The organism is Bacteroides sp. AF29-11, assembly GCF_003602895.1.
Classification (GTDB): domain Bacteria; phylum Bacteroidota; class Bacteroidia; order Bacteroidales; family Bacteroidaceae; genus Bacteroides; species Bacteroides uniformis.
The window spans coordinates 17,240-38,213 of sequence record NZ_QTLY01000011.1 but is presented as its reverse complement, the minus strand read 5'-3'; the positions used below and the strand labels follow the sequence as shown (position 1 = coordinate 38,213).

The window sequence follows — 20,974 nt, the reverse complement described above, 5'->3', positions numbered from 1 at the left end:
TAATATAGCATCCTTATGAATTACGGATATGTAAAAGTAGCGGCGGCTGTGCCCCGTGTCAAGGTGGCTGACTGTAAGTTCAATGCCTCAGAGATTGAAAAAGAGATTATTATAGCCGACGGGAAAGGTGTGCAAATCATTGCTTTTCCGGAGTTGTGCATTACCGGATATACTTGTGGCGACCTCTTTGCCCAGCAACTTCTGCTCGAAGAGGCGGAAATGGGGCTGATACAGATTCTGAACAATACGCGCCAGATGGATATCATTTCGATATTGGGCATGCCCGTTGCACTGAACGGTGTGTTGCTGAATGCGGCGGTTGTCATTCAGAAGGGGAGAGTGCTGGGCGTTGTCCCGAAGACTTATCTTCCCAATTATAAGGAGTTTTATGAGAAGCGCTGGTTTACTTCCGCATGTGATGTGGCAGAAAACAGTGTGCGCCTTTGCGGGCAGATTATTCCGATGGGGAGAGACCTGCTGTTCGAAACGGCAGATACCACTTTCGGAGTGGAGATATGCGAAGATTTGTGGGCACCCATACCGCCCAGTTCCACGCTGGCACTGCAAGGTGCGGAAATCTTGTTCAATCTTTCGGCCGACAATGAAGGTATCGGCAAGCACAATTATCTGCGCTCGCTTATCAGCCAGCAGTCGGCACGGTGCATTGCCGGTTATGTATTCAGCTCATGCGGTTTCGGAGAATCCACTACGGATGTGGTGTTTGCCGGCAACGGACTGATTTATGAGAACGGGACTCTGCTGGCGGCAAACGAACGCTTCTCTTTCGAAGGGCAGGTGGTCATCAGTGAAATTGATGTGGAACACTTGCGTACGGAGCGCCGGGTGAATACGACCTTCGCGGCTTGCCATGCAAATTGTGTTTCGGCCCTTCCGGTACGAATCTCTACGGAGTATGTCAACAGCAGGGATTTGAACCTGACACGTACTTTTGAACCGCATCCATTTGTTCCGCAGGGGATAGCGTTGGACGAACGCTGTGAGGAGGTATTCTCCATCCAGGTGTCCGGACTGGCGCAACGTCTGGTGCATACTAAAGCGAAGAGTGCCGTTATCGGCATTTCGGGTGGACTGGATTCTACGCTGGCGCTGCTGGTTTGCGTAAAGACTTTCGATAAGTTGGGATGGTCCCGCCAGGGTATTGTCGGTGTCACCATGCCGGGATTCGGAACGACCGACCGTACTTACACGAATGCCATCGACCTGATGAACTCCCTCGGTGTGACTGTCCGCGAAGTCAGTATCAAGGAGGCCTGCATACAGCATTTCAAAGACATAGACCATGATGTCCATGTGCACGACGTGGTTTACGAGAATGCGCAGGCACGGGAGCGTACCCAAATCTTGATGGATATTGCCAACCAGACCTGGGGAATGGTTATCGGTACGGGCGACCTTTCGGAACTTGCTTTAGGATGGGCCACTTACAACGGCGATCACATGTCGATGTACGGTGTGAATGCCAGCGTCCCCAAGACTCTGGTGAAGCACTTGGTGAAATGGGTGGCAGAGCATGATATGGACGATGCTTCACGTGCTACCTTGCTCGATATTGTGGATACTCCCATCAGCCCGGAACTGATTCCGGCAGATGAGAACGGTAATATCCAGCAGATTACCGAGGATTTGGTGGGGCCGTATGAGCTTCACGACTTCTTCCTTTATTACTTCCTGCGCTGCGGTTTCCGTCCTTCCAAGATATTTTTCCTGGCAGCACGCACATTCAAGGGGATGTATGATGAAGAAACCATCAAAAAATGGTTGCAGACTTTCTGCCGCCGTTTCTTCAACCAGCAGTTCAAGCGCTCCTGCTTGCCGGATGGTCCGAAGGTGGGCAGTATCTCTCTGAGCCCGCGCGGCGATTGGAGAATGCCGAGCGATGCTTCGTCGGAGATATGGCTAAGGGAGGTGGAAGGACTCTAATTCTTTACTTCGGGTATGCCGTAATATCGATATGGGTATTTGATGACTGCATCTTGTTTGCATTCTTGCTGCATGTGTTTTGCAGTGCGACTGCAAACGTGTTGCAGTATCACTGCAAAACTGTTGCAGTCGTACTGCATATCGGTGTGCAGCGCCACTGCAACGGCTTTGCAGTGGCACTGCAAAATGTATGCAGGATTTTGCAGTAATAAGCTGTTGATTAATAACTGGTTGTAAAAGTAGGGATATGCTGCGTGTATGGAAAAGTGCAGCTTAGTTTCGTTTCCCGTAGTATCGTTTGTAGATTTTCTTGTATTCCTTTCCCTTTTTGAAACTATCCAGCCATGTGTTGAGGCTGTCCAGCAGGATAGGGGACTGTTTGCTTACCCCCCAGGAATAGAATTGCGTGAAGCTGATGGCGGTATTGATGTCTATTTGAGGAATGCTGTCGGCTGCGGTACGGGCAATGCTTTCGTCGCATACGGCATAGTCGATGTCTCCGTGGGCTACCAAGGCAATCAGTTGTTCGGAACCGTACTTCTCTATTTCCTCAACGTAGATGGTGTCGCCTATCTCATTTCCCAGGTTGCGGATGCGTAGTATGGAAGGGGAGCCTTTCACTACGTGCAGTGTCTTTCCAGCCAGGTCCAGTTGGCTTTTGATGAATAATGACGAGTCGGAAATATTCTCAAGCTTGCGTTGCACCAGCACTTGCTTGTTCAGCACAATAGGGGTGGTAAGCAGCAAGGAGTCTTTCAGCTCACTGGTGGCGAGGATGCCGTAGGCAATCACGTCATATTGCCCGTCGGCCAGGCCTTCCAGCCGCTTGTTGAAGCTCATTTCCGGTGATATGGCCGCTTGCAGCCCGTGGTCGCGTGCAAAAGCTTCTATCAGCTCGTAGTGGAAACCGGACAAGGTGTCATCATCCACATAGAAACTGATGGAGTTGTATTCCGTCGAAGCATGTATGATGCCTTCGGCAGCTATCTCGGCATAATCGCGCGGATGACCTTTCGGTTTCTCTTCTTTCTTGATGAGATAGTGGGCAATGAGAGCCGCCGCAATTCCCAGAAGTGCGTATTTGAGCAGTCTGCTTTTCGTCATACAGTCATCTGTTAGTCATAGAAATTCCATGAGACGCCAATTTTGAACAAGCGCGGATTGATGGGGTAGTGCGGCACCAGGAAGGAATTGGCGCTTCCCATACCCGCGTTGACGTGATACATCATGGCAAAGATACGCGTCCGCTTCAAGTGCAGGTTGGCATATACGTTTACGATGGGGTAACCGCCTATTTCCACCAAATCGTCCGTAGGTTGCAGATGGAACTGCTGGACGCCGGGTGCATAGGCAGGTGCGTTGTACTTGGTGAAGTAACGGACATCGGCACCCAACTGAACGGTCAGCACCTTCTTGGCGAGTTTAGCCAGTATATAGAAGTTATGGTAGAGCGAGAGTTGGGGCAATGGAAGTACTGTTTCATTGCTCGTCTTCTGCCAGGTCACCTCGTTGTCCAGGTGGAAGACACCGAGGCGGAAGTCTTGTTTCAGCGTGGCAGACAGCACTTGTATGTTGCCTCCGTTCTGTTCGGGCAGGGCGCTTTGGTTGAAGTAAGTGTAGTTCTTTATATTCTCTACACCGGCACGGAGATTGGTTCCCCAATGGGAAATGTTCAGCTCGCCTTCCACACGCGTACGGAATTCTTTGTCCATGTTGTCGTTGTCCCAGTTGTAGTGGTTGGAGTGATAATGACGCATATAGAAGGAAGGAAGCGTGTTGCTCACATAACCGCGGGCGTAGAAGTTCACCGTATCTTTCCATAGACGGAAGTTCAGGTCCAGATTGGCGTTGACGCGGAACTGCCCGATGGCTTTGTCTACCAACCCCACTTCACCGTTTACGTTGTAGTGCAGCAGTTTGCCTTCGCGCTTGGCGAGTTCGCCACCCAGGAAGATTTCCTGCTCGGTGTAGCGGATGCGGCGCATGTCGGTAAGTGTGTCCGTATTCATCAGGTCGTACCGGCTGAACTTGTGGGAGATATAAGCCGTAAGTCCGGCTTTGGCGTATTTGTTGAAACCTTCCAGCAAGGCTATTCCGAACACGTTCTTTACACTGAATGCCGTGGTGGAGTCGTTGCTGTAATTCTTGTAAAGCTTGTAGTCTTCCGGGAAGAATCCTTCGGGCTCGCTTCCCGAACGGAATTGGTGCCGCGACCGCTCTACTTTCAAGGTATGGATAAAGCTGGTGACGGGGACGAACTCTTCTTCGAAAAGTGAGTCGTTGTCTGCGGTAGAAACAGACGGCAGGCTGTCATTGGTAGCTGCAAGTGTGCTGACCGATTTTGATGCTATGCTGTCGTTTGGCAATGCTATGTCGTTGTTCGAAGCGGATATTTCGGATTCAGAGGACGGGGAGGATGAGGCTTTGGGTGCGGATACCGTCGGTTTGCCTTCTTGTGTGTTCCGTACTCTCCGCGTAAAACCAAGACGATAGCGCTGTGTCAGATAGATATAAAAATCCTTGTTACGGTTGGAACTCTGTTCCAATTTGACCGGAATAGTGGTGGACTCGTACTCTTTCTTTCCTCCGGACATGTTTTCGGGACGGGTGATGTATTGGTCGTCTGCAATACCGCCGTTCTCGTTCATCTTCAGGAAAAAGTTGTTGTAGACTGCTTGTACCTGGTATTTCTCGCCGATATAGCTACCGAACAGTCCTGCATTGAAGTGCGAGGTGGACTGGTTCTGGTAATAACCGCGCCCGTACAGATAGTCGATGTTGAAGCCAAATGCCAACTGCTTGTTGACGTTGACGGAGAAATAGGACTTGAAGCGTTCTTCACCGTTCACTTTGTTGCCGGCCTTGTAGTAGGTAAGATTGGTGTAAGGCACGTTGCTGTTGGTGAAAAGCACCTGGTCGGGACGTGTGAAAAAACTGGAGAAGGGAGCCATGAAGATGGTAGGTTCGCTTTCCTCCCGTTCGAAGAACAGACGTGAGAGACGTGGAGAACCTAAATTTCCCAAGTAGTTGTAGTGGCCGAACATTCCTTCCACCAGATTGGTGCTCTGGAAGTTGAGGCTGGCTGTGTCGGCAGGTATGATGGTACGGTTGCCCAGTGTCTCACTTAGTTTCCACATGTAAAGCTTGGGCGGAAGACTTTGAATCTCAGTATTGGTACTGTCTTCCAGATTGTCCGGCTGGGTATTCGGGTCAATCTGGTTACCGAACCGGTCGCGATTGTTCATCGGGTTTAAGGTGTTTTGCGCCATAGCCCCCCATATCCCTATAACGGACAGAAATATATATGTCAGTACAATTCGTCTCATAATTAGGCGCAAAGATACAATAAAAAATTATTTGCTTACTGAATTCAGCCTTTTTTGCTTCTTTTAAACTGTCTTGTTTTCTGTTTTGTTCTATACTGCTTCCGGTTCTCTGCCCTTGAATCCATACTTTTTCCGGCTTGAAATGAAATAAGCCCTTGCAATAAATCAATATCACAAGGGCTTATCCGTTTTCCTTTATCTCTTATTCTGGCGTAAAGTTCCTCCTCTTATGGGGAGTGGCTTTACATAGCCTTTCATTTCATTTCCTGAATAAGTTCCATTCCTTTCTTGATAGCTTCTTCGTTCATCGGTATCAAGTGGTGGTGGCGTTCGGGCAGTGTCTTCTTCAATCCTCTGAGTACACTGTCCAGTGTAACCATCGGCTTGATTTTCAATAATCCACCCAATACAATCATGTTGAATGCCTTGGCGTTGTTCATTTCATTGGCGGCATCCATGGCGTTGATGCGGTAAACGTGGATGTCCTTACGCGTCGGCGGGTTGATGATGCCGTAACCGTCGTAGATAAGTACGCCTCCGGGTTTTACCTTGCTTTCGAATTTCTCCAGTGACGGCTGGTTCAGGATGATGGCGGCATCGTACTTGCTTAAGATGGGTGAGGATATTTTCTCGTCACTTACGATGACTGTTACGTTGGCTGTACCACCACGTTGTTCCGGTCCGTAAGCCGGCATCCAAGTCACCTCTTTGCCTTCCATCAATCCGGAATATGCCAAAATCTTTCCCATGGACAATACACCTTGTCCACCGAAGCCTGCTATAATGATTTCTTCTTTCATTGTTCTTCTGTCTTTAGCATGATTATTTATCTTTCAGGTCGCCCAGCGGATAGAAGGGGAACATGTTCTCTACCATCCATTCATTGGATTTCGCAGGAGACATCTTCCAGCCGGAGTTACAGGTGGAAACGATTTCCACAAGGTTGGAACCTTTGCCTGCCATAGAGTTCTCGAATGCTTTGCGGATAGCCTTTTTCGCTTTGCGGATGGCGGGAACGGACTGTACGCTTTGGCGTGTCACGTAAGCGGTTCCTTCCAATTGTGCAGCAATATCGGCCATCTTCAGCGGATAGCCGTGCAGATGCACGTCACGTCCGTAAGGGCTGGTCGATGTCTTCATGCCTACAAGGGTAGTGGGAGCCATTTGTCCCCCGGTCATACCATAGATGGCATTGTTGATGAAGATGATGGTGATGTTTTCGCCGCGGTTCAAGGCGTGGATGGTTTCGGCAGTACCGATACAAGCCAGGTCGCCGTCTCCTTGGTAAGTGAACACCAGGCGGTCTGGCCAAAGGCGCTTGATGGCAGTGGCAAGTGCGGGCGCACGTCCATGGGCGGCTTCCTGCCAGTCGATGTCTATATAATTATAGATGAACACGGCACATCCCACGGGGGAGATGCCTATTGCTTTGTCTTCCAGTCCCATTTCTTCGATAACTTCGGCTACGAGTTTATGAACTACGCCGTGACTGCATCCCGGGCAGTAGTGCATGGGATTGTCGTTCATCAGAGTCGGTTTCTTGGCAACCAGATTCTCGGGCTTTATAATATCTTCTTTTGTCATAATCACTTCTCCTATCTGTTGGTGAACCGTATGAAAAACTCCATCAACTTGACGAATATCGCCGCGCCGCAGACGTAGATGAACAGCTTGAAGTCATCTTTTGCAGCAAAATATATAATGATAGCTGCCAAGGCAAGTACCATGAAGAGAATGTTCAGTACGTTTCTTATTTTATCAGGATTCATTTCTTAATCAGTTTTTCTTTCAATGCATCTACTATCTCATCCGGATCGGGAACAATGCCGCCGAGGCGTCCGAAATGTTCCACTTTCACTTTACCGTTCACGGCAAGGCGGACATCTTCCACCATCTGTCCGGCATTCAATTCTGTAACGAGCATACCTTTCACCTTGTCGGCATACGCGGCAATGGCTTTGGTCGGGAACGGCCACAACGTGATGGGGCGGAGCATACCTACCTTGATTCCTTCTTCGCGTGCCAGCTCCATTGCTTTCTGTCCGATGCGTGCCATAGAGCCGAAGGCTACAATCAGGTAGTCGGCATCATCGCAATGAATTTCCTCGAAGCGAACCTCATTCTCTTCTATCTGCTTGTATTTGGCCTGGAAACGGATGTTGTTCTTTTCCATTTCTTCCGGTTTCAGTTCCAATGAGGTGATGACGTTGGGTTTGCGGCCATTGGTTCTGCCGGTAGTGGCCCATGGGCATTGTTCGATGACTTCCGCATCGGTGCGGCGTGGCTTTTGTACCGGGAGCACCACTTTTTCCATCATCTGGCCGATGACACCGTCGGCAAGGATAATTGCCGGATTACGGTATTTGAAGGCAAGTTCGAATGCCAGTCCTACGAAATCTGCCATTTCTTGTACGGAAGCCGGAGCAAGGGCAATCAGACGATAGTCACCGTGGCCGCCTCCTTTTACTGTCTGGAAATAGTCGGCCTGGCTCGGTTGGATGGTTCCCAGACCGGGACCGCCGCGCATAACGTTTACAATCAAGCAAGGCAGCTCGGCACCTGCCAGATAAGAGATACCTTCCTGCTTTAGGCTGACACCGGGGCTGGAGGAGGAGGTCATGACCATTTTACCACTTCCGGCACCGCCGTACACCATATTGATAGCTGCCACTTCACTTTCTGCCTGAAGAACCACCATGCCGGTCGTCTCCCAGGGTTTCAGTTCGGCAAGAGTTTCCAATACCTCCGATTGCGGAGTAATGGGATATCCGAAGTAACCGTCTGCACCGCAACGGATGGCTGCGTGGGCGATGGCTTCGTTTCCTTTCATTAATACAACTTCTTCTGCCATATTCTACTGATTTACAGATTTATTCTACTTTTATTTTATATACTGAGATACATCCGTCCGGACATACTGTGGCGCACGAGGCGCAGCCGTTACAAGTATCTTCCAATATCTGGTGGGCATAGTTATACCCTTTCACATTCACCTCCTTGGTGAGGGCTATTACGTTGAGCGGACACGCTACCACACACAAGTTGCAGCCTTTGCAACGTTCGGTGTCTACTACGATTGCTCCTTTGATTTTTGCCATAATTTACGTTCTTTATTTATTGATTGTACATATCCTTGTTGTAGAAGTTCAGGATGTCCATAGCCATTTGATAGGCATGTTGTGCCGGGCTTTCGGGGTTCAGGTCGATGGCATACTGATAGTTGTTCAGTGCTTGTTGCCAGTTGCCTTGTTTCCGATAGGCATTTCCCCGCAGGTAGTAAGCTTCGTCTTTGCCGGGAAAGTCTGTTTGCAGTATTTCGTCAAGCTGCTGGATGGCTTGCTCTACATTTCCCTGGTTGATAAGCTCTTTTATGGTATTCAGTCGTTCCATATCTAAAAAATATCCGGGTTATCGAACCACAAAGATAGTTTTTATTTGAAGACAATGAGCATCTTCACTGTGAAAAATAAGAAAAAGGGGCAAATAAAAAGCCCGAAGTTTCTCACGATTCTATCAGAATGTCAGAGCTTCGGGCGGATATCATAAAGAATGTGATTCTACTGCTTTACAAGTGTACCGGTATCTTGTCCACTCTTCGTTGGTGGCGTCCGCCTTCGAATGGTGTACTGAAGAATTCCCTCATAATCATGTCGGCTTCTTCGGTACTGATGAATCGCCCTGGCATGACAAGCACATTGGCATCATTGTGCTGGCGTGCCAAATGGGCTATTTCTGCCGTCCAGCAGAGGGCTGCGCGGATACCCTGATGCTTGTTCAGCGTTATGCTGATACCTTCACCGCTTCCGCAGATGGCAATTCCCGGATAGCACTCTCCGGCTTCAACGGCCAGTGCCAAAGGATGTGCAAAGTCGGGATAGTCGCAACTCTCGGTTGAGTAGGTCCCGAAGTCCTTGTAAGCCCAGCCTTTGGCTTCCAACCAGCCGCGAACATATTCCTTCAATTCGAAGCCTGCATGGTCGGAACAGATTCCTATTGTTTTCATGATGGTCAGTTAATATACCAATGTGCCAATGTGCTGATGCCTGCAACTTGTAGGGCGCGGGCAATCAGCACATCAGCACATCGGATAATGATTATAACATTGCTTTTACTTGCTTGTAAACGTTCTCTGCGGTGAAACCGAGCTTTTCGTCCAGCACTTTATAAGGTGCCGAGAATCCGAATGATTCCAATCCCCATACTTTACCGCGGGGACCTACCAGCCCTTGCAGTGTGACGGGCAGACCGGCTGTCAGGCCGAATACCTTGGCACCACACGGGATAATGCCTTCTTGATATCCCGGAGCTTGGCTACGGAACAGACCTTCGGAAGGAACGGACACGATACGCACCTTGATGCCATCCTTGCGCAGCAATTCAGTACCGGCTACCAATGTGGCAACTTCCGAGCCTGAAGCAACGAGGATTATATTTGGATTTTCATCGGAGCCGGCTACAATATAAGCGCCTTTGGCAACTTGTTCGTAATCGTTGCCTTCGGGCAGGTTGGCGATGTTCTGGCGGGAGAAAATCAAACCGGTTGGGGTTGTGGTATTTTCCATTGCCAGTTTCCATGCCACAGTTGTTTCTTCTGCATCTGCCGGGCGGAGTACCAACATGGAATTATGTCCCTTGTGGTTTTTCAGTTTTTCCATCAGGCGGATTTGGGCTTCCTGCTCTACCGGTTCATGGGTAGGACCGTCTTCACCTACACGGAAGGCATCGTGTGTCCAGATGAACTTCACGGGAACTTCCATCAGGGCTGCCATACGTACGGCAGGTTTCATGTAGTCGGAGAATACGAAGAAAGTTCCGCAAGCGGGGATTACACCGCCATGCAGTGCCATACCGATACAGCAACATGCCATAGTCAGCTCGGCAACACCGGCCTGGAAGAATGCACCGCTGAAGTCACCTTTCTTGAAGGCATGTGTTTTCTTGAGGAATCCGTCTGTCTTGTCGGAATTGGAAAGGTCGGCAGAAGCAACAATCATATTTTCTACTTGAGTGGCGAGAGCACTGAGCACAGTGGCAGATGCTGCGCGGGTGGCAACGCCTGCTTTCTGTTCGATGGCGGCCCAATTCACTTCGGGAGCCTTGCCGGAGAAAAACATTTCCAGTTTGGCAGCCTTTTCCGGATTGGCTTTTGCCCATGCGGCTTTGGCTGCATACTTTTCAGCCATGATTTTCTTCAGCTCAGTTGCACGCTTGGCATATAGTTCGGCCACTTCGGGGAAGATGACAAACGGATTTGTCGGGTCACCACCCAAATTCTTGATAGTGTTTATATAAGCGTCGCCGCCCAGAGGAGCACCGTGCGTGGCACAATCAGCCTCGTAGCTGCTGCCGTCTGCCTTGCGGGCACCTTTACCCATTACGGTATGACCGATAATCAGCGTCGGACACTCTTTCTCAGCTTTGGCTTCGTTCAGTGCACCGCGGATGGCATCGGGATCGTTACCATTGATTTTAATGACTTTCCAGCCCCAAGCTTCGTATTTCTTGCCGGTATCTTCGATGGTCACATCCTTTGTCTCGGTAGAAAGCTGAATGTCGTTGGCATCATAGAACATGATGAGATTATCCAACCCTAATGCTCCGGCGATACGGCCTGAGCCTTGGGAGATTTCTTCCTGGATGCCACCGTCAGAAATATAAGCGTAGATGGTCTGTGGCATTACTTCTTCGAAACGTGCCTTCATGAACTTGGCTGCGATGGCTGCACCGACTGCAAATGTGTGTCCCTGGCCGAGCGGTCCGGAAGTGTTTTCGATGCCGCGCATGATGTCACGTTCGGGATGTCCCGGAGTAGGGCTTCCCCATTGGCGGAACTCTTTCAGTTCGTCCAGCGTGAACTTGCCGGTCAGGGCCAATGTAGAGTAAAGCATCGGTGACATGTGTCCCGGGTCGAGGAAGAAACGGTCACGACCTTCCCAAGCCGGATTTTCAGGGTCATATACCAGGAACTCTGAGAAGAGTACATTTACAAAGTCAGCACCACCCATGGCACCGCCCGGATGCCCGGAGTTGGCTTTCTCAACCATGGATGCAGCAAGGATACGGATATTGTCCGCCGCACGGTTCATAAGTTTGTTGTCGTTCATATTGAATCTAATTAATTTTGAATATTATCAATAGGTTATTTGGTCCTTGTAGGTTTTCCAAGGGCAAAGATAACTCTTTATGCGTAATTCACAACACTCGAAGAGTGTCTTTTTTATCAGTATTACTGCCTTTTTGCTGCTAAAATGATACTAAACGTATTTAGCTGATTTTGTGCGGTGCACGGTAGTTTTACTGTAACTCAATAGTAACGATTGATTTGGCCGGAAGTTTAATCTTGAGAATATCTTTATTGATTTTTACCTCTTTGAACGGAACGGGTTTCACATTGTCGGGATTTTCAAATGAATTGTAGTCCGTCAGATTGGTGGAAGTCAATATTTCACCAACTGCTTTCTTGGCTTTCGTTCCAGACAGATTGATGGTCACTTCCTGTGCATTGTCTGCATCTACGTTGGACATGGAAATGTGTATCTTGCCGTTTGGGTCTTTGGAGGCGGTAGCGCTGACCATTGGTATTCTGCGGTTGTCGCGTACATCCATCATGTCGCAGTTCAGCTCAAGAGGAATGTAGGTGGCATCCTGGTGTACATTGTACATTTTGAATACATAATAAGTGGGGGTGAGTACCATGTTTTTTCCGCTGGTCAGAATCATGGATTGCAATACATTGACGATTTGGGCAATGTTTGCCATTTTCAGACGGTCGGTATATTTATGGAAGATGTCGAAGCTGAGGGAGGCGACAAAAGCATCACGCAATGTATTCTGCTGGTACAGATGTCCGGGATTGGTACCCGGTTCAGTGTCCCACCAGGTTCCCCATTCGTCAAGCATAAGAGCTACGTTCTTTTGAGGGTCGTATTTATCCATAATGGTGCAATGCTTCTTGATGACATCTTCTATTTCGCGGCATTTGCCCAGTGTCCAGTAATAGTCGTCTTTACTGAATTGGGTGGCGGCGCCTTTACTGCCGTTCCATCCGCTGACGGTATAGTAGTGCAAGGAAAGACCGTGCATACGGCCGCCTACGCGGTCCATCAGCACTTTGGTCCAGTTATAGTCGTAGTCGCTGGCACCGCTGGCTATCTTGAAAAGGCTATTGCCGTCATAGTTGCGGCAGTAGGTGGAATAGCGGCGGTAGAGGTCGGCATAATATTCGGGACGCATGCTCCCACCGCAACCCCAGCTTTCGTTACCCACACCGAGGTATTTCACTTTCCAGGCTTTGTCGCGACCGTTCTGGCGGCGCAGGCGTGCCATGGGGGAGTCTCCTTCGGAGGTCATGTATTCCACCCATTTGGCAAGTTCTTCTACGGTACCACTGCCTACGTTTCCGCTGATATAGGGTTCACAACCCAGCATTTCGCAGAGATTGAGGAACTCATGGGTTCCGAAACTGTTGTCTTCGATAGTGCCTCCCCAGTTGTTGTTCACCATTTTGGGGCGGTTTTCTTTAGGGCCGATACCGTCCATCCAGTGGTATTCATCGGCAAAGCAGCCTCCCGGCCAGCGAAGGACGGGTACACGGAGCTCCTTCAGTGCATTGAATACGTCGGTGCGATAACCGTTGATGTTGGGAATATCGGAGTTTTCACCTACCCAAAGTCCGCCATAGATACAAGTTCCCAAATGCTCTGCAAATTGGCCGTAGATTTCTTTGGGAATGATTTGCCCGCTCTGGTCTGTGTGTAAAGTGATAGTGGCACTTTTCTGTGCGAAGAGTGACAACGAGGTGGAGAGAAATATGCTACTGATAAATAACTTTGTGTTCATAGTTTTTTAGTGTTATTAAATACTTAGTTCTTGAATCTTACTGCTGCTTCTTCGATGGGCAAACCTGCTTTATAGCTTTCAATGTAGGTGTTGAATCCGCTTACATCTTCGGCTGTCGGTGAGATTTCAATACCGGCATCTCCGGTGAATACATGCTTGTCCAGGAAGTCGGCAAGGGATTGGCTGTTTCCGTTATTTGCGAGGTAGGAAGCGAGGAGGGCAATACCCCAGGCACCACCTTCGCCGGCTGTTTCCATAACGGAAATGGGTGAATTGATGGCAGCTGCCAGTATTCTCTGGCCTACTCCTTTGGTTTTGAAGAGTCCTCCGTGACCGGTGATTCTGTCTACTCTGATTTTCTCTTCATTGAAAAGGATGTCGTTGCCGATTTTGAGAACTCCCACTGAAGCATACAGATGGGTGCGCATGAAGTTGGCAAGGTTGAACTTGTCGTTTGCCGAACGTACAAACAGTGGACGTCCGTCTGCCAGTCCCGTTATAGGTTCGCCTGATATGTAGTTGTATGAGATGAGGCCTCCGCAGTCTGCATTGCCTGTCAGGGCGTGGTTATAGAGCTTTCCGTAGATTTCGTCCATATCTACGGGGATACCCATCAGTTCCTGGTATTCTTTGAAAATATTGATCCAGGCATTGAGGTCGGAAGTGCAATTGTTGCAATGCACCATAGCTACGAGGCTTCCGTCGGGGGTGGTTACCATGTCAATCATTTCGTAGGGCTTGGACAATTCTTTCTCCAATACAATCATTGAGAAAGAGGAGGTGCCTGCCGATACGTTTCCAGTGCGCTGCTTTACGGCGTTGGTGGCAACCATGCCGGTTCCTGCGTCACCCTCGGGCGGACAGACGGGAATTCCTGCTTTCAGATGTCCCGATACGTCGAGGCGACTGGCTCCTTCGGGAGTAAGGAAGCCTGCGTTTTCACCGGCCGACAATACCTTCGGCAGAATATCTCGAAGCCTCCAGTCGTATCCTTTCGGAGCAATAAGTCTGTCGAACTTATCCACCATTTCAGAAGAATAGTTTTTGGTGATGGGATCGATGGGGAGCATACCGGAGGCATCTCCTATGCCCAGTACCTTTTGACCGGTTATTTGCCAGTGGACAAAACCTGCAAGGGTGGTCAGGTAATTGATGGATGGAACGTGTTCTTCATTATCGAGGATGGCTTGGTAGAGGTGGGAAATGCTCCAACGCAGAGGGATGTTGTAGACAAATAGTTCGGATAGGGCTACGGCAGCCTGGCCGGTATTAGTATTTCTCCAGGTACGGAAGGGTACAAGGATTTCTTCTTTTTCGTTGAATGCCATATAGCCGTGCATCATGGCACTGACACCGATGGCTGCCAGGGTTTCTATCTCTGTATCGTAAAGGCTCTTTACATTAGCACGAAGGTCTGCGTAGCAATCCTGCAACCCATACCAGACAGCTTCGACGCTATATGTCCACAGTCCGTCGACTAACTGATTCTCCCAAGTATGGCTTCCCTGGGCGATGGGTTTGTTTTCCTGGTCAATCAAAACCGCCTTGATTCGTGTGGAACCGAGTTCTATGCCAAGGATGGCCTTACCTGCCTCAATGGTTGATTTTGCATCTAATTTCATGGTATTAATGATAATTTACGGATTTATAGTACGATTATAAACAACGGATTACTAATTGCAAACTACTAGTTACGTTTGTGGTACGTGTAATTAGTAGTCCGCAATCGGTAATCCGTAATGATTATCAGCAAAGTGCCTTGTTCAGCATATAGTAGACTTCATTCATGCGCAGTTCTTTTTTGAACTCGCTGATGGTGGTATTTTCATCGATGACTACCATTTCGATGCCGGCCATTTCGGCAAAGTCTTCCCAATATTCCACCGTCAGGTCGTAGGAGAAGCTGGTATGATGTGTACCTCCGGCCAGAATCCAGGCTGCAGCGCCCACCTCGAGGTTGGGCATTGGAATCCACAGTGCGCTGGCAACGGGCAACTTGGGCAGAGGCTTGCTCTTGATGCATTCTACTTTGTTCACAATGAGGCGGAAGCGATTGCCCAGGTCTACGATGGTAGCGGCTACACCTTCACCTTGCTTGCTGGTAAATACCAGGCGGGCTGTTTCGCTGTCGATACCGATGCTCAGACGGTGCACTTCCAGTTTCGGCTTCTGTTCGGCAATCAGTGGACAGACTTCCAACATGTGTGCCTGCAGGATGGCGCTCTTTTCTCCGTCGAAGTTCAGCGTATAGTCTTCGAGGAAGGAGCACCCCTTCGGCATGCCTTGACTCATCACCCAAGTGGTACGGTATAGTGCCGCAGTTTTCCAGTCGCCTTCGGCACCGAAGCCGTAACCTTCCGCCATCAGTCGCTGTGAGGCCAGTCCGGGGATTTGGTCAAAGTCGCCCAAATCGTTGAAGTTGGTGGTGAAGCCTTTGGCACCCGTGTCTTTCAGCACGCGGCGAATGGCGATTTCGGCCTTGGCGGAGTTCCATACTTTGGTGTAGGCTTCCGTACGTGCGTCTTCCAGTTCGGGAGCGTGGTCGTAGAGCTTGAAGTATTCTGCTACGAGTGCCTTCACGTCCTCGTCGCTGACAGCATTGTAGTGTGTCATCACATCATTGATGGGATAGTAGTCCACATGATAGCCCAATACTTGTTCGGCACTGACCTTGTCACCGTCTGTCACAGCCACGTTGTTCATCTGGTCGCCGAAGCGGATGATGAGCATATCCTGCGCATCAGCCCATGCGGCAGCTACGCGCATCCATGCGGCAATCTGGTTTTGGGCTTTTTCGTCCTGCCAGTGGCCTACTACCACTTTGCGGTTCTTTCGCATACGTGTCACGATGTGTCCAAATTCGCGGTCGCCGTGAGCCGATTGGTTTAGGTTCATAAAATCCATGTCCATCGTCTCCCAGGGAATTTCCTTGTTGAACTGTGTATGGAAGTGTAGTAATGGCTTCTTCAGTTCCTGCAAACCGTGAATCCACATTTTGGCAGGAGAGAAGGTGTGCATCCAGGTGATGACTCCGATACACTTATCGTCGTTGTTGGCGGCTTTGAAGGTAGCGGTTACTTCTTTGGATGAATTGACCGTACCTTTATATACTACCTTTACGGGCAGTTTCCCGGAATCATTCAGACCTTTCACCATTTCATTACTATGTGCGTCTACTGCGATAACTGCGTCACCTCCGTACAAGAGCTGTGCTCCGGTTACGAACCATACTTCATATTGTTCAAATGTGTTCATACAATTTATTTTTATAGTTTATATTTAAAGAATGATAGTTATTTCTGTCCATAATAAGCGTTAGGACCGTGCTTGCGGCTGAAATGTTTTTCTATCAGCAGCGGATTCATGGTCAGATTGGGGTTCACGGCATAGGCTATACTTGCCATTTTTGCCACCTGCTCCATCACTACGGCATTATGTACCGCTTCGTGTGCGTCTTTTCCCCACGAGAAAGGACCGTGGTTCTTTACCAATACTCCGGGAGTATGTACCGGGTTCAGCCCCTCAAAGCGTTTTACGATGACATTTCCCGTTTCCAGTTCATACGCTCCTTCCACTTCCTCCTTCGTCATGTCTGCTGTGCAGGGTATGGCGTCGTGGAAGTAATCGGCATGTGTTGTCCCGATATTCGGTATGTCACATCCGGCTTGTGCCCAGGCTGTGGCGTAAGTAGAGTGCGTGTGCACCACACCGCCGATTTCGGGGAATGCTTTATAGAGAACCAGGTGGGTCGGCGTGTCTGAAGAGGGCTTTAACCGTCCTTCCACGACCTTACCGTCAAGATTCACCACTACCATATCTGTAGCTTTCATGTCATCGTAGCTTACACCACTGGGCTTGATGACTACCAATCCCGTCTCACGGTCGATGGCCGAAACATTGCCCCAGGTGAAGATAACCAGTCCATGCTTCACCAACTCAAGATTGGCATGGAATACTTTTTCTTTCAGTGCTTCTAACATAACTCTATTTTACAGTTTAAATTTCGGTGCCTTACGATATAGATTCTCGTTGAACTGATATAGTGCAGCTCCCCGTTTGGAGCCGGTTTTGTCTATTTTGTCCGTCTTTTCGATACAGTCCAGTTCGGCTATCCGCTTACGGAAGTTGCGTTTGTCCATGGCTTCTCCATAGATGGCTTCGTATAGACTTTGTAGCTGCGATAAGGTGAACAGCTTGGGTAGCAGGTTGAAGCCTATCGGCTCGGTAGAGGCCTTCTGCTGCATCAGCTTCCGTGCCTGCGCTACCATTTGCGGATGGTCGAAAATCAGTTCCGGCAGTTCGTTGATATTTACCCAAAATGCATTGTGTTTCTGCACCAGTTCTTTATCATACTCATTGATGTTGATTAGTGAGTAGTAGGCAATAGAGACAACACGTTCGCCCGGGTCACGGCCGATGGCTCCGAATGAGCCGACCTGCTCCATGTATACATTGTCCAGTCCGGTCAGTTCATGCAGTACGCGTTTGGCAGCATCGTCCACGCTTTCATCCTCTTGTACAAATCCTCCCATCAGAGACCATTCGCCCATTGCCGGCTGAAAGTTACGCTTCAGCAGCAGCAGGTTCAGTTCCCCTTCGTTGAAACCGAAAATGATGCAGTCCACGGAGACGTAGAATTTGGGGTTCTTACTATAATAAGTTGTCATAAGTATGTATATTTATCGTTTGACAGTTGAGTGTTACCAGAAATAAATATAGAATAGAGCACAGAGAATCACAACTCCCAGTGAAGCAATGACATCCCATTTATTCCAACTTTCTCTGATTAGTTTTTTGTAACTGCCGGTGAAGGTTATGGCTTCTATCTGCTCGGCAGTGGGTTTGGGAGTGAAACAAGAAACTACTGCCATCAGTACGAGCAGGAATACAAGCAGCCAAATTTCGAAGATGAGCCAGTTGGTCTGCCAGAACCAGCTGGTGTATTCCCAGTACCAGCCGTTCATGACGTCTTTACCGGTATTGGTAAAGATATTCGTCAGTAGGCGTACCATACCGATGATGAATCCTACAATCATGCCTACTTCACCCGCTTTCGGTGTAATCCGTTTTGAGAAGATACCCAATGCAAATACGGCTACCATGGCAGGAGCCAGGAGTGACTGGATGCCTTGGAGGTAATCGTATAGACTTCCTAGACTCATCATGATGGGAATCCATGCCATACCAAGGATAACAACTACTACTGTGGCAATACGTCCTACCAATACGTAGGTAGCTTCACTTTTACCTTTGCACATGGGTTTATAGAAATCTTCAGTGAAGAGAGTGGCACATGAATTGAAGAATGCAGCCAGCGAAGCAACCAGGGCACAGATGAAACCGATAGTTACAATGCCTTTTACACCGGCGGGCAACACGTCTTTTACCATAACGGCAAAAGCGGCATCTGTGTTTGACATGTCGAACTCGCCTTTGGCGGCCAGGGCTGCTGCCACCATGCCCGGAATGAGGAACATGAATACCGGCAGAATCTTGAAGTAACCGGCTGCAATGCTACCGCGACGGGCGCGCTTCATTACGACATCATTCGCTTCTCCTTTACTTTGTCCAAGCACACGTTGAACAATGTGCTGGTCTGTACACCAATACCAGAAACCGATGATGGAAGCTCCGATGAATACCCAAAAACCGGGATATTCCTGATACATCGGGTCTGCTTCACTCCAATGGAACATGTGGTTGGCACCGTATGCATGGCCGTCTGCTCCTACATTCATGGCATTGCGGGCATGTTCCATCATTTCTGTCCAGCCGGTAGCGATACTTCCACCACCTAGAGCTGACAGCCCCAGGAACAGAACGAGAAAGGAACCGATAATTAGAATAGGGGTCTGGATAGCTGAAAGGGTCATTACCCCCTTCATACCACTCAATACCGTGAAAAGACCGGTCAGTACAATCAGGCCGATAGCTCCGTACCAGAATGGTAGTCCAAGAAGAAATTCGAGGAAGATACCTCCGGTATAGGCTGTTACGCTCACTTTAGTCAGAATGTAGGCAATCAGTGTTATGATGGAGAGCCATGAACCCGTGCGTTGTGTGTAACGGTATTTCAGAAAATCGGGCATAGTGATGATTTTTCCCATCTTATTATTCAGCAACTGATAGAACGGAACAAACAACCATCCTAAAAGAAGAATCATCCAGCCTTGCATTTCCCAGTGAGCCATGCCTACTCCCGATTTTGCTCCGGTTCCGGCAAGACCTACCAGGTGTTCCGAGCCAATGTTGGCAGCAAAGATTGCTGCACCGATAATGTACCAGGGTTCTCCTTTACCAAATAGATAATCAGCACTGCTTGCTCCTTGTTGCATACGTTTGTCTTTCTGGACAGCACGCCATACAGCCCATATTACAGCTGCCATGCCGACTATGAGGATTACCCAGTCGAGCCATATAAATTCATGTGAATTCCAATTCATTGTACGATGTGTATTTAAAAGGTTATTTTTCTATAGTGAATTTAAAGATACATTCGCTGTTGTAAATTTGTCCGGGTTCCAGTACGACAGAAGGCCATTGGGATTTGTTGGGGCTATCCGGATAATGTTGTGTCTCGAGGCATACGGAAGCGCGTTGGTTGTAAGTAATGCCTTTTTTACCTTTTACGGTGCCGTCCAGGAAATTCCCGGTATATACTTGTATGCCTGGCTCATTGGTATAAACTTCCAGGGTGATGCCGCTTATAGGCGATGTCAGTTTGGCTGCCACTTGGGATAGGTCACCTTTAGTATTCAGTACCCAATTGTGGTCATATCCGTTTCCATTCTTTATTTGTTCAAAGTCCGTCCGGTTGATGTCTTGTGCCACACTCTTGGGAGTGGTAAAGTCCATTGGTGTTTCTTTGACGGAGATGATGTCACCCGTTGTCATGAAAGTACTGTCTACCGGAGTATAGTTGTCTGCATTGATGTATAAGATGTGGTCTGTTGCTGCCTTTGAAGGATCACCTGATAAATTGAAATAAGAATGGTTAGTCATATTGATAACCGTCTTTTGGTCTGTTGTTGCACTGTATTTTATATCAATGGCATTGTCATCCGTTAACTTGAAAAGTACTTTTGCCGTAACATTACCCGGGAAATTCTCGTCTCCATCCGGTGAAATGCGGGTGAGCTCCAGAGTTGTGCTGTCAATGGGATTGGCACTGTATACTTGGTATTGCCATCCTTTGGGGCCACCGTGCAGGCAATGTCCGAAATTGTTCTGTGGTAACTGTATGGTATCTCCGTCAAGAACGATTTTCCCTTGGTTAATCCGGTTGGCGTAGCGTCCGATAGAAGCACCAAAGTCACTTGGAATGTTGATGTAATCGGCAATGCTGTCAAAGCCCAATACTACATCCTGCATAACTCCATTTTTGTCGGGTACCATAATGGATACAATACGTCCCCCAAAGTTTGTGATGCATACTTCCATGCCCGCTTTATTCTTCAGCGTATAAAGCTGTGTCTGGGCGTCATTGACTGTTGTTTGGAATTTTACTGGATCAAGACCGGACAGCGTAAGCGTTGTTTCTGTCTTTTGATTGCACGCAGTTAGCATCATTGCGGCAATTCCTGCAAGTAGAACATGTCTTTTCATGGTTTTGTATTTAATGTAAATGAGATGATTATCTTTCTTTGGGTGTAAAAGTAACACTTTTCTTTAGTGTAGGCTGTACACTTTTATATGTTATGCAACATAAGTGTCAAGAAACATATCTGTGCCAACTGGCTGTACAGATAGATGTGTTCGGAATAAACTTCTCGGATGATTTTGTTTTTAGAGTGGAAAACGGTGGAATAGGGGAGAAGAAAAAGGCGCTTCCCATTACTGGGAAACGCCTTTTATTTGAATGCTGATGT

Annotated in this window: 18 protein-coding genes; 1 reads left to right on the top strand and 17 read right to left on the bottom strand. The window is 48.6% G+C overall.

The genetic code is table 11. The features are described from left to right. Window positions 1–15 precede the first annotated feature (15 nt). Complete coding sequence (locus DWZ03_RS17910) at window positions 16–1,941, top strand: NAD(+) synthase (protein ID WP_120130485.1); 1,926 nt, start codon at window positions 16–18, stop codon at window positions 1,939–1,941. Between the two features lie 273 nt (window positions 1,942–2,214). On the opposite strand, the gene DWZ03_RS17900 is transcribed toward DWZ03_RS17910, so the two are convergent. The 17 genes from DWZ03_RS17900 to DWZ03_RS17820 form a co-directional block, all read right to left on the bottom strand. After that, entirely contained in the window at window positions 2,215–3,045 is an 831-nt protein-coding gene (locus DWZ03_RS17900) for a transporter substrate-binding domain-containing protein (protein WP_044467289.1), read from the bottom strand. Window positions 3,046–3,056: 11 nt separating this feature from the next. Beyond that, window positions 3,057–5,267, bottom strand: coding sequence for a putative porin (locus DWZ03_RS17895; protein ID WP_120130483.1), 2,211 nt, complete (start codon window positions 5,265–5,267; stop codon window positions 3,057–3,059). Window positions 5,268–5,521: 254 nt separating this feature from the next. Next, window positions 5,522–6,067, bottom strand: a complete 546-nt coding sequence (locus DWZ03_RS17890) for a 2-oxoacid:acceptor oxidoreductase family protein (RefSeq protein WP_005826606.1) — start codon at window positions 6,065–6,067, stop codon at window positions 5,522–5,524. Between the two features lie 22 nt (window positions 6,068–6,089). Next, a complete protein-coding gene (locus DWZ03_RS17885) occupies window positions 6,090–6,851 on the bottom strand; it encodes a thiamine pyrophosphate-dependent enzyme (protein ID WP_005826605.1) in 762 nt (253 codons plus the stop codon). A gap of 11 nt (window positions 6,852–6,862) precedes the next feature. After that, the gene (locus DWZ03_RS17880) at window positions 6,863–7,036 is read right to left on the bottom strand and encodes a hypothetical protein (RefSeq protein WP_005826603.1); all 174 of its coding nucleotides are present in this window, start codon (window positions 7,034–7,036) and stop codon (window positions 6,863–6,865) included. Next, window positions 7,033–8,118: a 3-methyl-2-oxobutanoate dehydrogenase subunit VorB gene (locus tag DWZ03_RS17875; RefSeq protein WP_016273409.1), complete on the bottom strand. Its 1,086-nt coding sequence runs from the start codon at window positions 8,116–8,118 to the stop codon at window positions 7,033–7,035. Before DWZ03_RS17875 ends, DWZ03_RS17880 begins: the two co-directional genes overlap by 4 nt. Window positions 8,119–8,137: 19 nt before the next feature. Continuing rightward, complete coding sequence (locus DWZ03_RS17870; RefSeq protein WP_005826600.1) at window positions 8,138–8,365, bottom strand: ferredoxin family protein; 228 nt, start codon at window positions 8,363–8,365, stop codon at window positions 8,138–8,140. A gap of 16 nt (window positions 8,366–8,381) precedes the next feature. Continuing rightward, window positions 8,382–8,657, bottom strand: coding sequence for a tetratricopeptide repeat protein (locus tag DWZ03_RS17865; protein WP_005826598.1), 276 nt, complete (start codon window positions 8,655–8,657; stop codon window positions 8,382–8,384). 175 nt (window positions 8,658–8,832) lie between these two features. After that, the gene (rpiB, locus tag DWZ03_RS17860) at window positions 8,833–9,270 is read right to left on the bottom strand and encodes a ribose 5-phosphate isomerase B (RefSeq protein ID WP_005826596.1); all 438 of its coding nucleotides are present in this window, start codon (window positions 9,268–9,270) and stop codon (window positions 8,833–8,835) included. 91 nt (window positions 9,271–9,361) lie between these two features. Further along, window positions 9,362–11,371 (bottom strand): transketolase family protein, encoded by a 2,010-nt coding sequence (locus DWZ03_RS17855; RefSeq protein WP_118274961.1) that lies wholly within the window; start codon window positions 11,369–11,371, stop codon window positions 9,362–9,364. A gap of 190 nt (window positions 11,372–11,561) precedes the next feature. Further along, window positions 11,562–13,106, bottom strand: coding sequence for an alpha-N-arabinofuranosidase (locus tag DWZ03_RS17850; protein WP_120130482.1), 1,545 nt, complete (start codon window positions 13,104–13,106; stop codon window positions 11,562–11,564). Window positions 13,107–13,129: 23 nt separating this feature from the next. After that, window positions 13,130–14,728, bottom strand: a complete 1,599-nt coding sequence (locus tag DWZ03_RS17845; protein WP_120130481.1) for a xylulokinase — start codon at window positions 14,726–14,728, stop codon at window positions 13,130–13,132. A 124-nt stretch (window positions 14,729–14,852) separates the two neighbouring features. Continuing rightward, a complete protein-coding gene (araA, locus tag DWZ03_RS17840; RefSeq protein ID WP_005836040.1) occupies window positions 14,853–16,361 on the bottom strand; it encodes an L-arabinose isomerase in 1,509 nt (502 codons plus the stop codon). Window positions 16,362–16,399: 38 nt separating this feature from the next. Next, window positions 16,400–17,086, bottom strand: a complete 687-nt coding sequence (locus tag DWZ03_RS17835; protein ID WP_044468144.1) for an L-ribulose-5-phosphate 4-epimerase — start codon at window positions 17,084–17,086, stop codon at window positions 16,400–16,402. A gap of 9 nt (window positions 17,087–17,095) precedes the next feature. Then, window positions 17,096–17,773, bottom strand: coding sequence for an NUDIX hydrolase (locus DWZ03_RS17830; protein ID WP_044468143.1), 678 nt, complete (start codon window positions 17,771–17,773; stop codon window positions 17,096–17,098). Between the two features lie 33 nt (window positions 17,774–17,806). Further along, window positions 17,807–19,549, bottom strand: coding sequence for a sodium:solute symporter (locus tag DWZ03_RS17825; protein WP_044468142.1), 1,743 nt, complete (start codon window positions 19,547–19,549; stop codon window positions 17,807–17,809). Window positions 19,550–19,571: 22 nt separating this feature from the next. Further along, the gene (locus DWZ03_RS17820) at window positions 19,572–20,711 is read right to left on the bottom strand and encodes an aldose epimerase family protein (RefSeq protein ID WP_117959099.1); all 1,140 of its coding nucleotides are present in this window, start codon (window positions 20,709–20,711) and stop codon (window positions 19,572–19,574) included. Window positions 20,712–20,974: the final 263 nt, after the last annotated feature.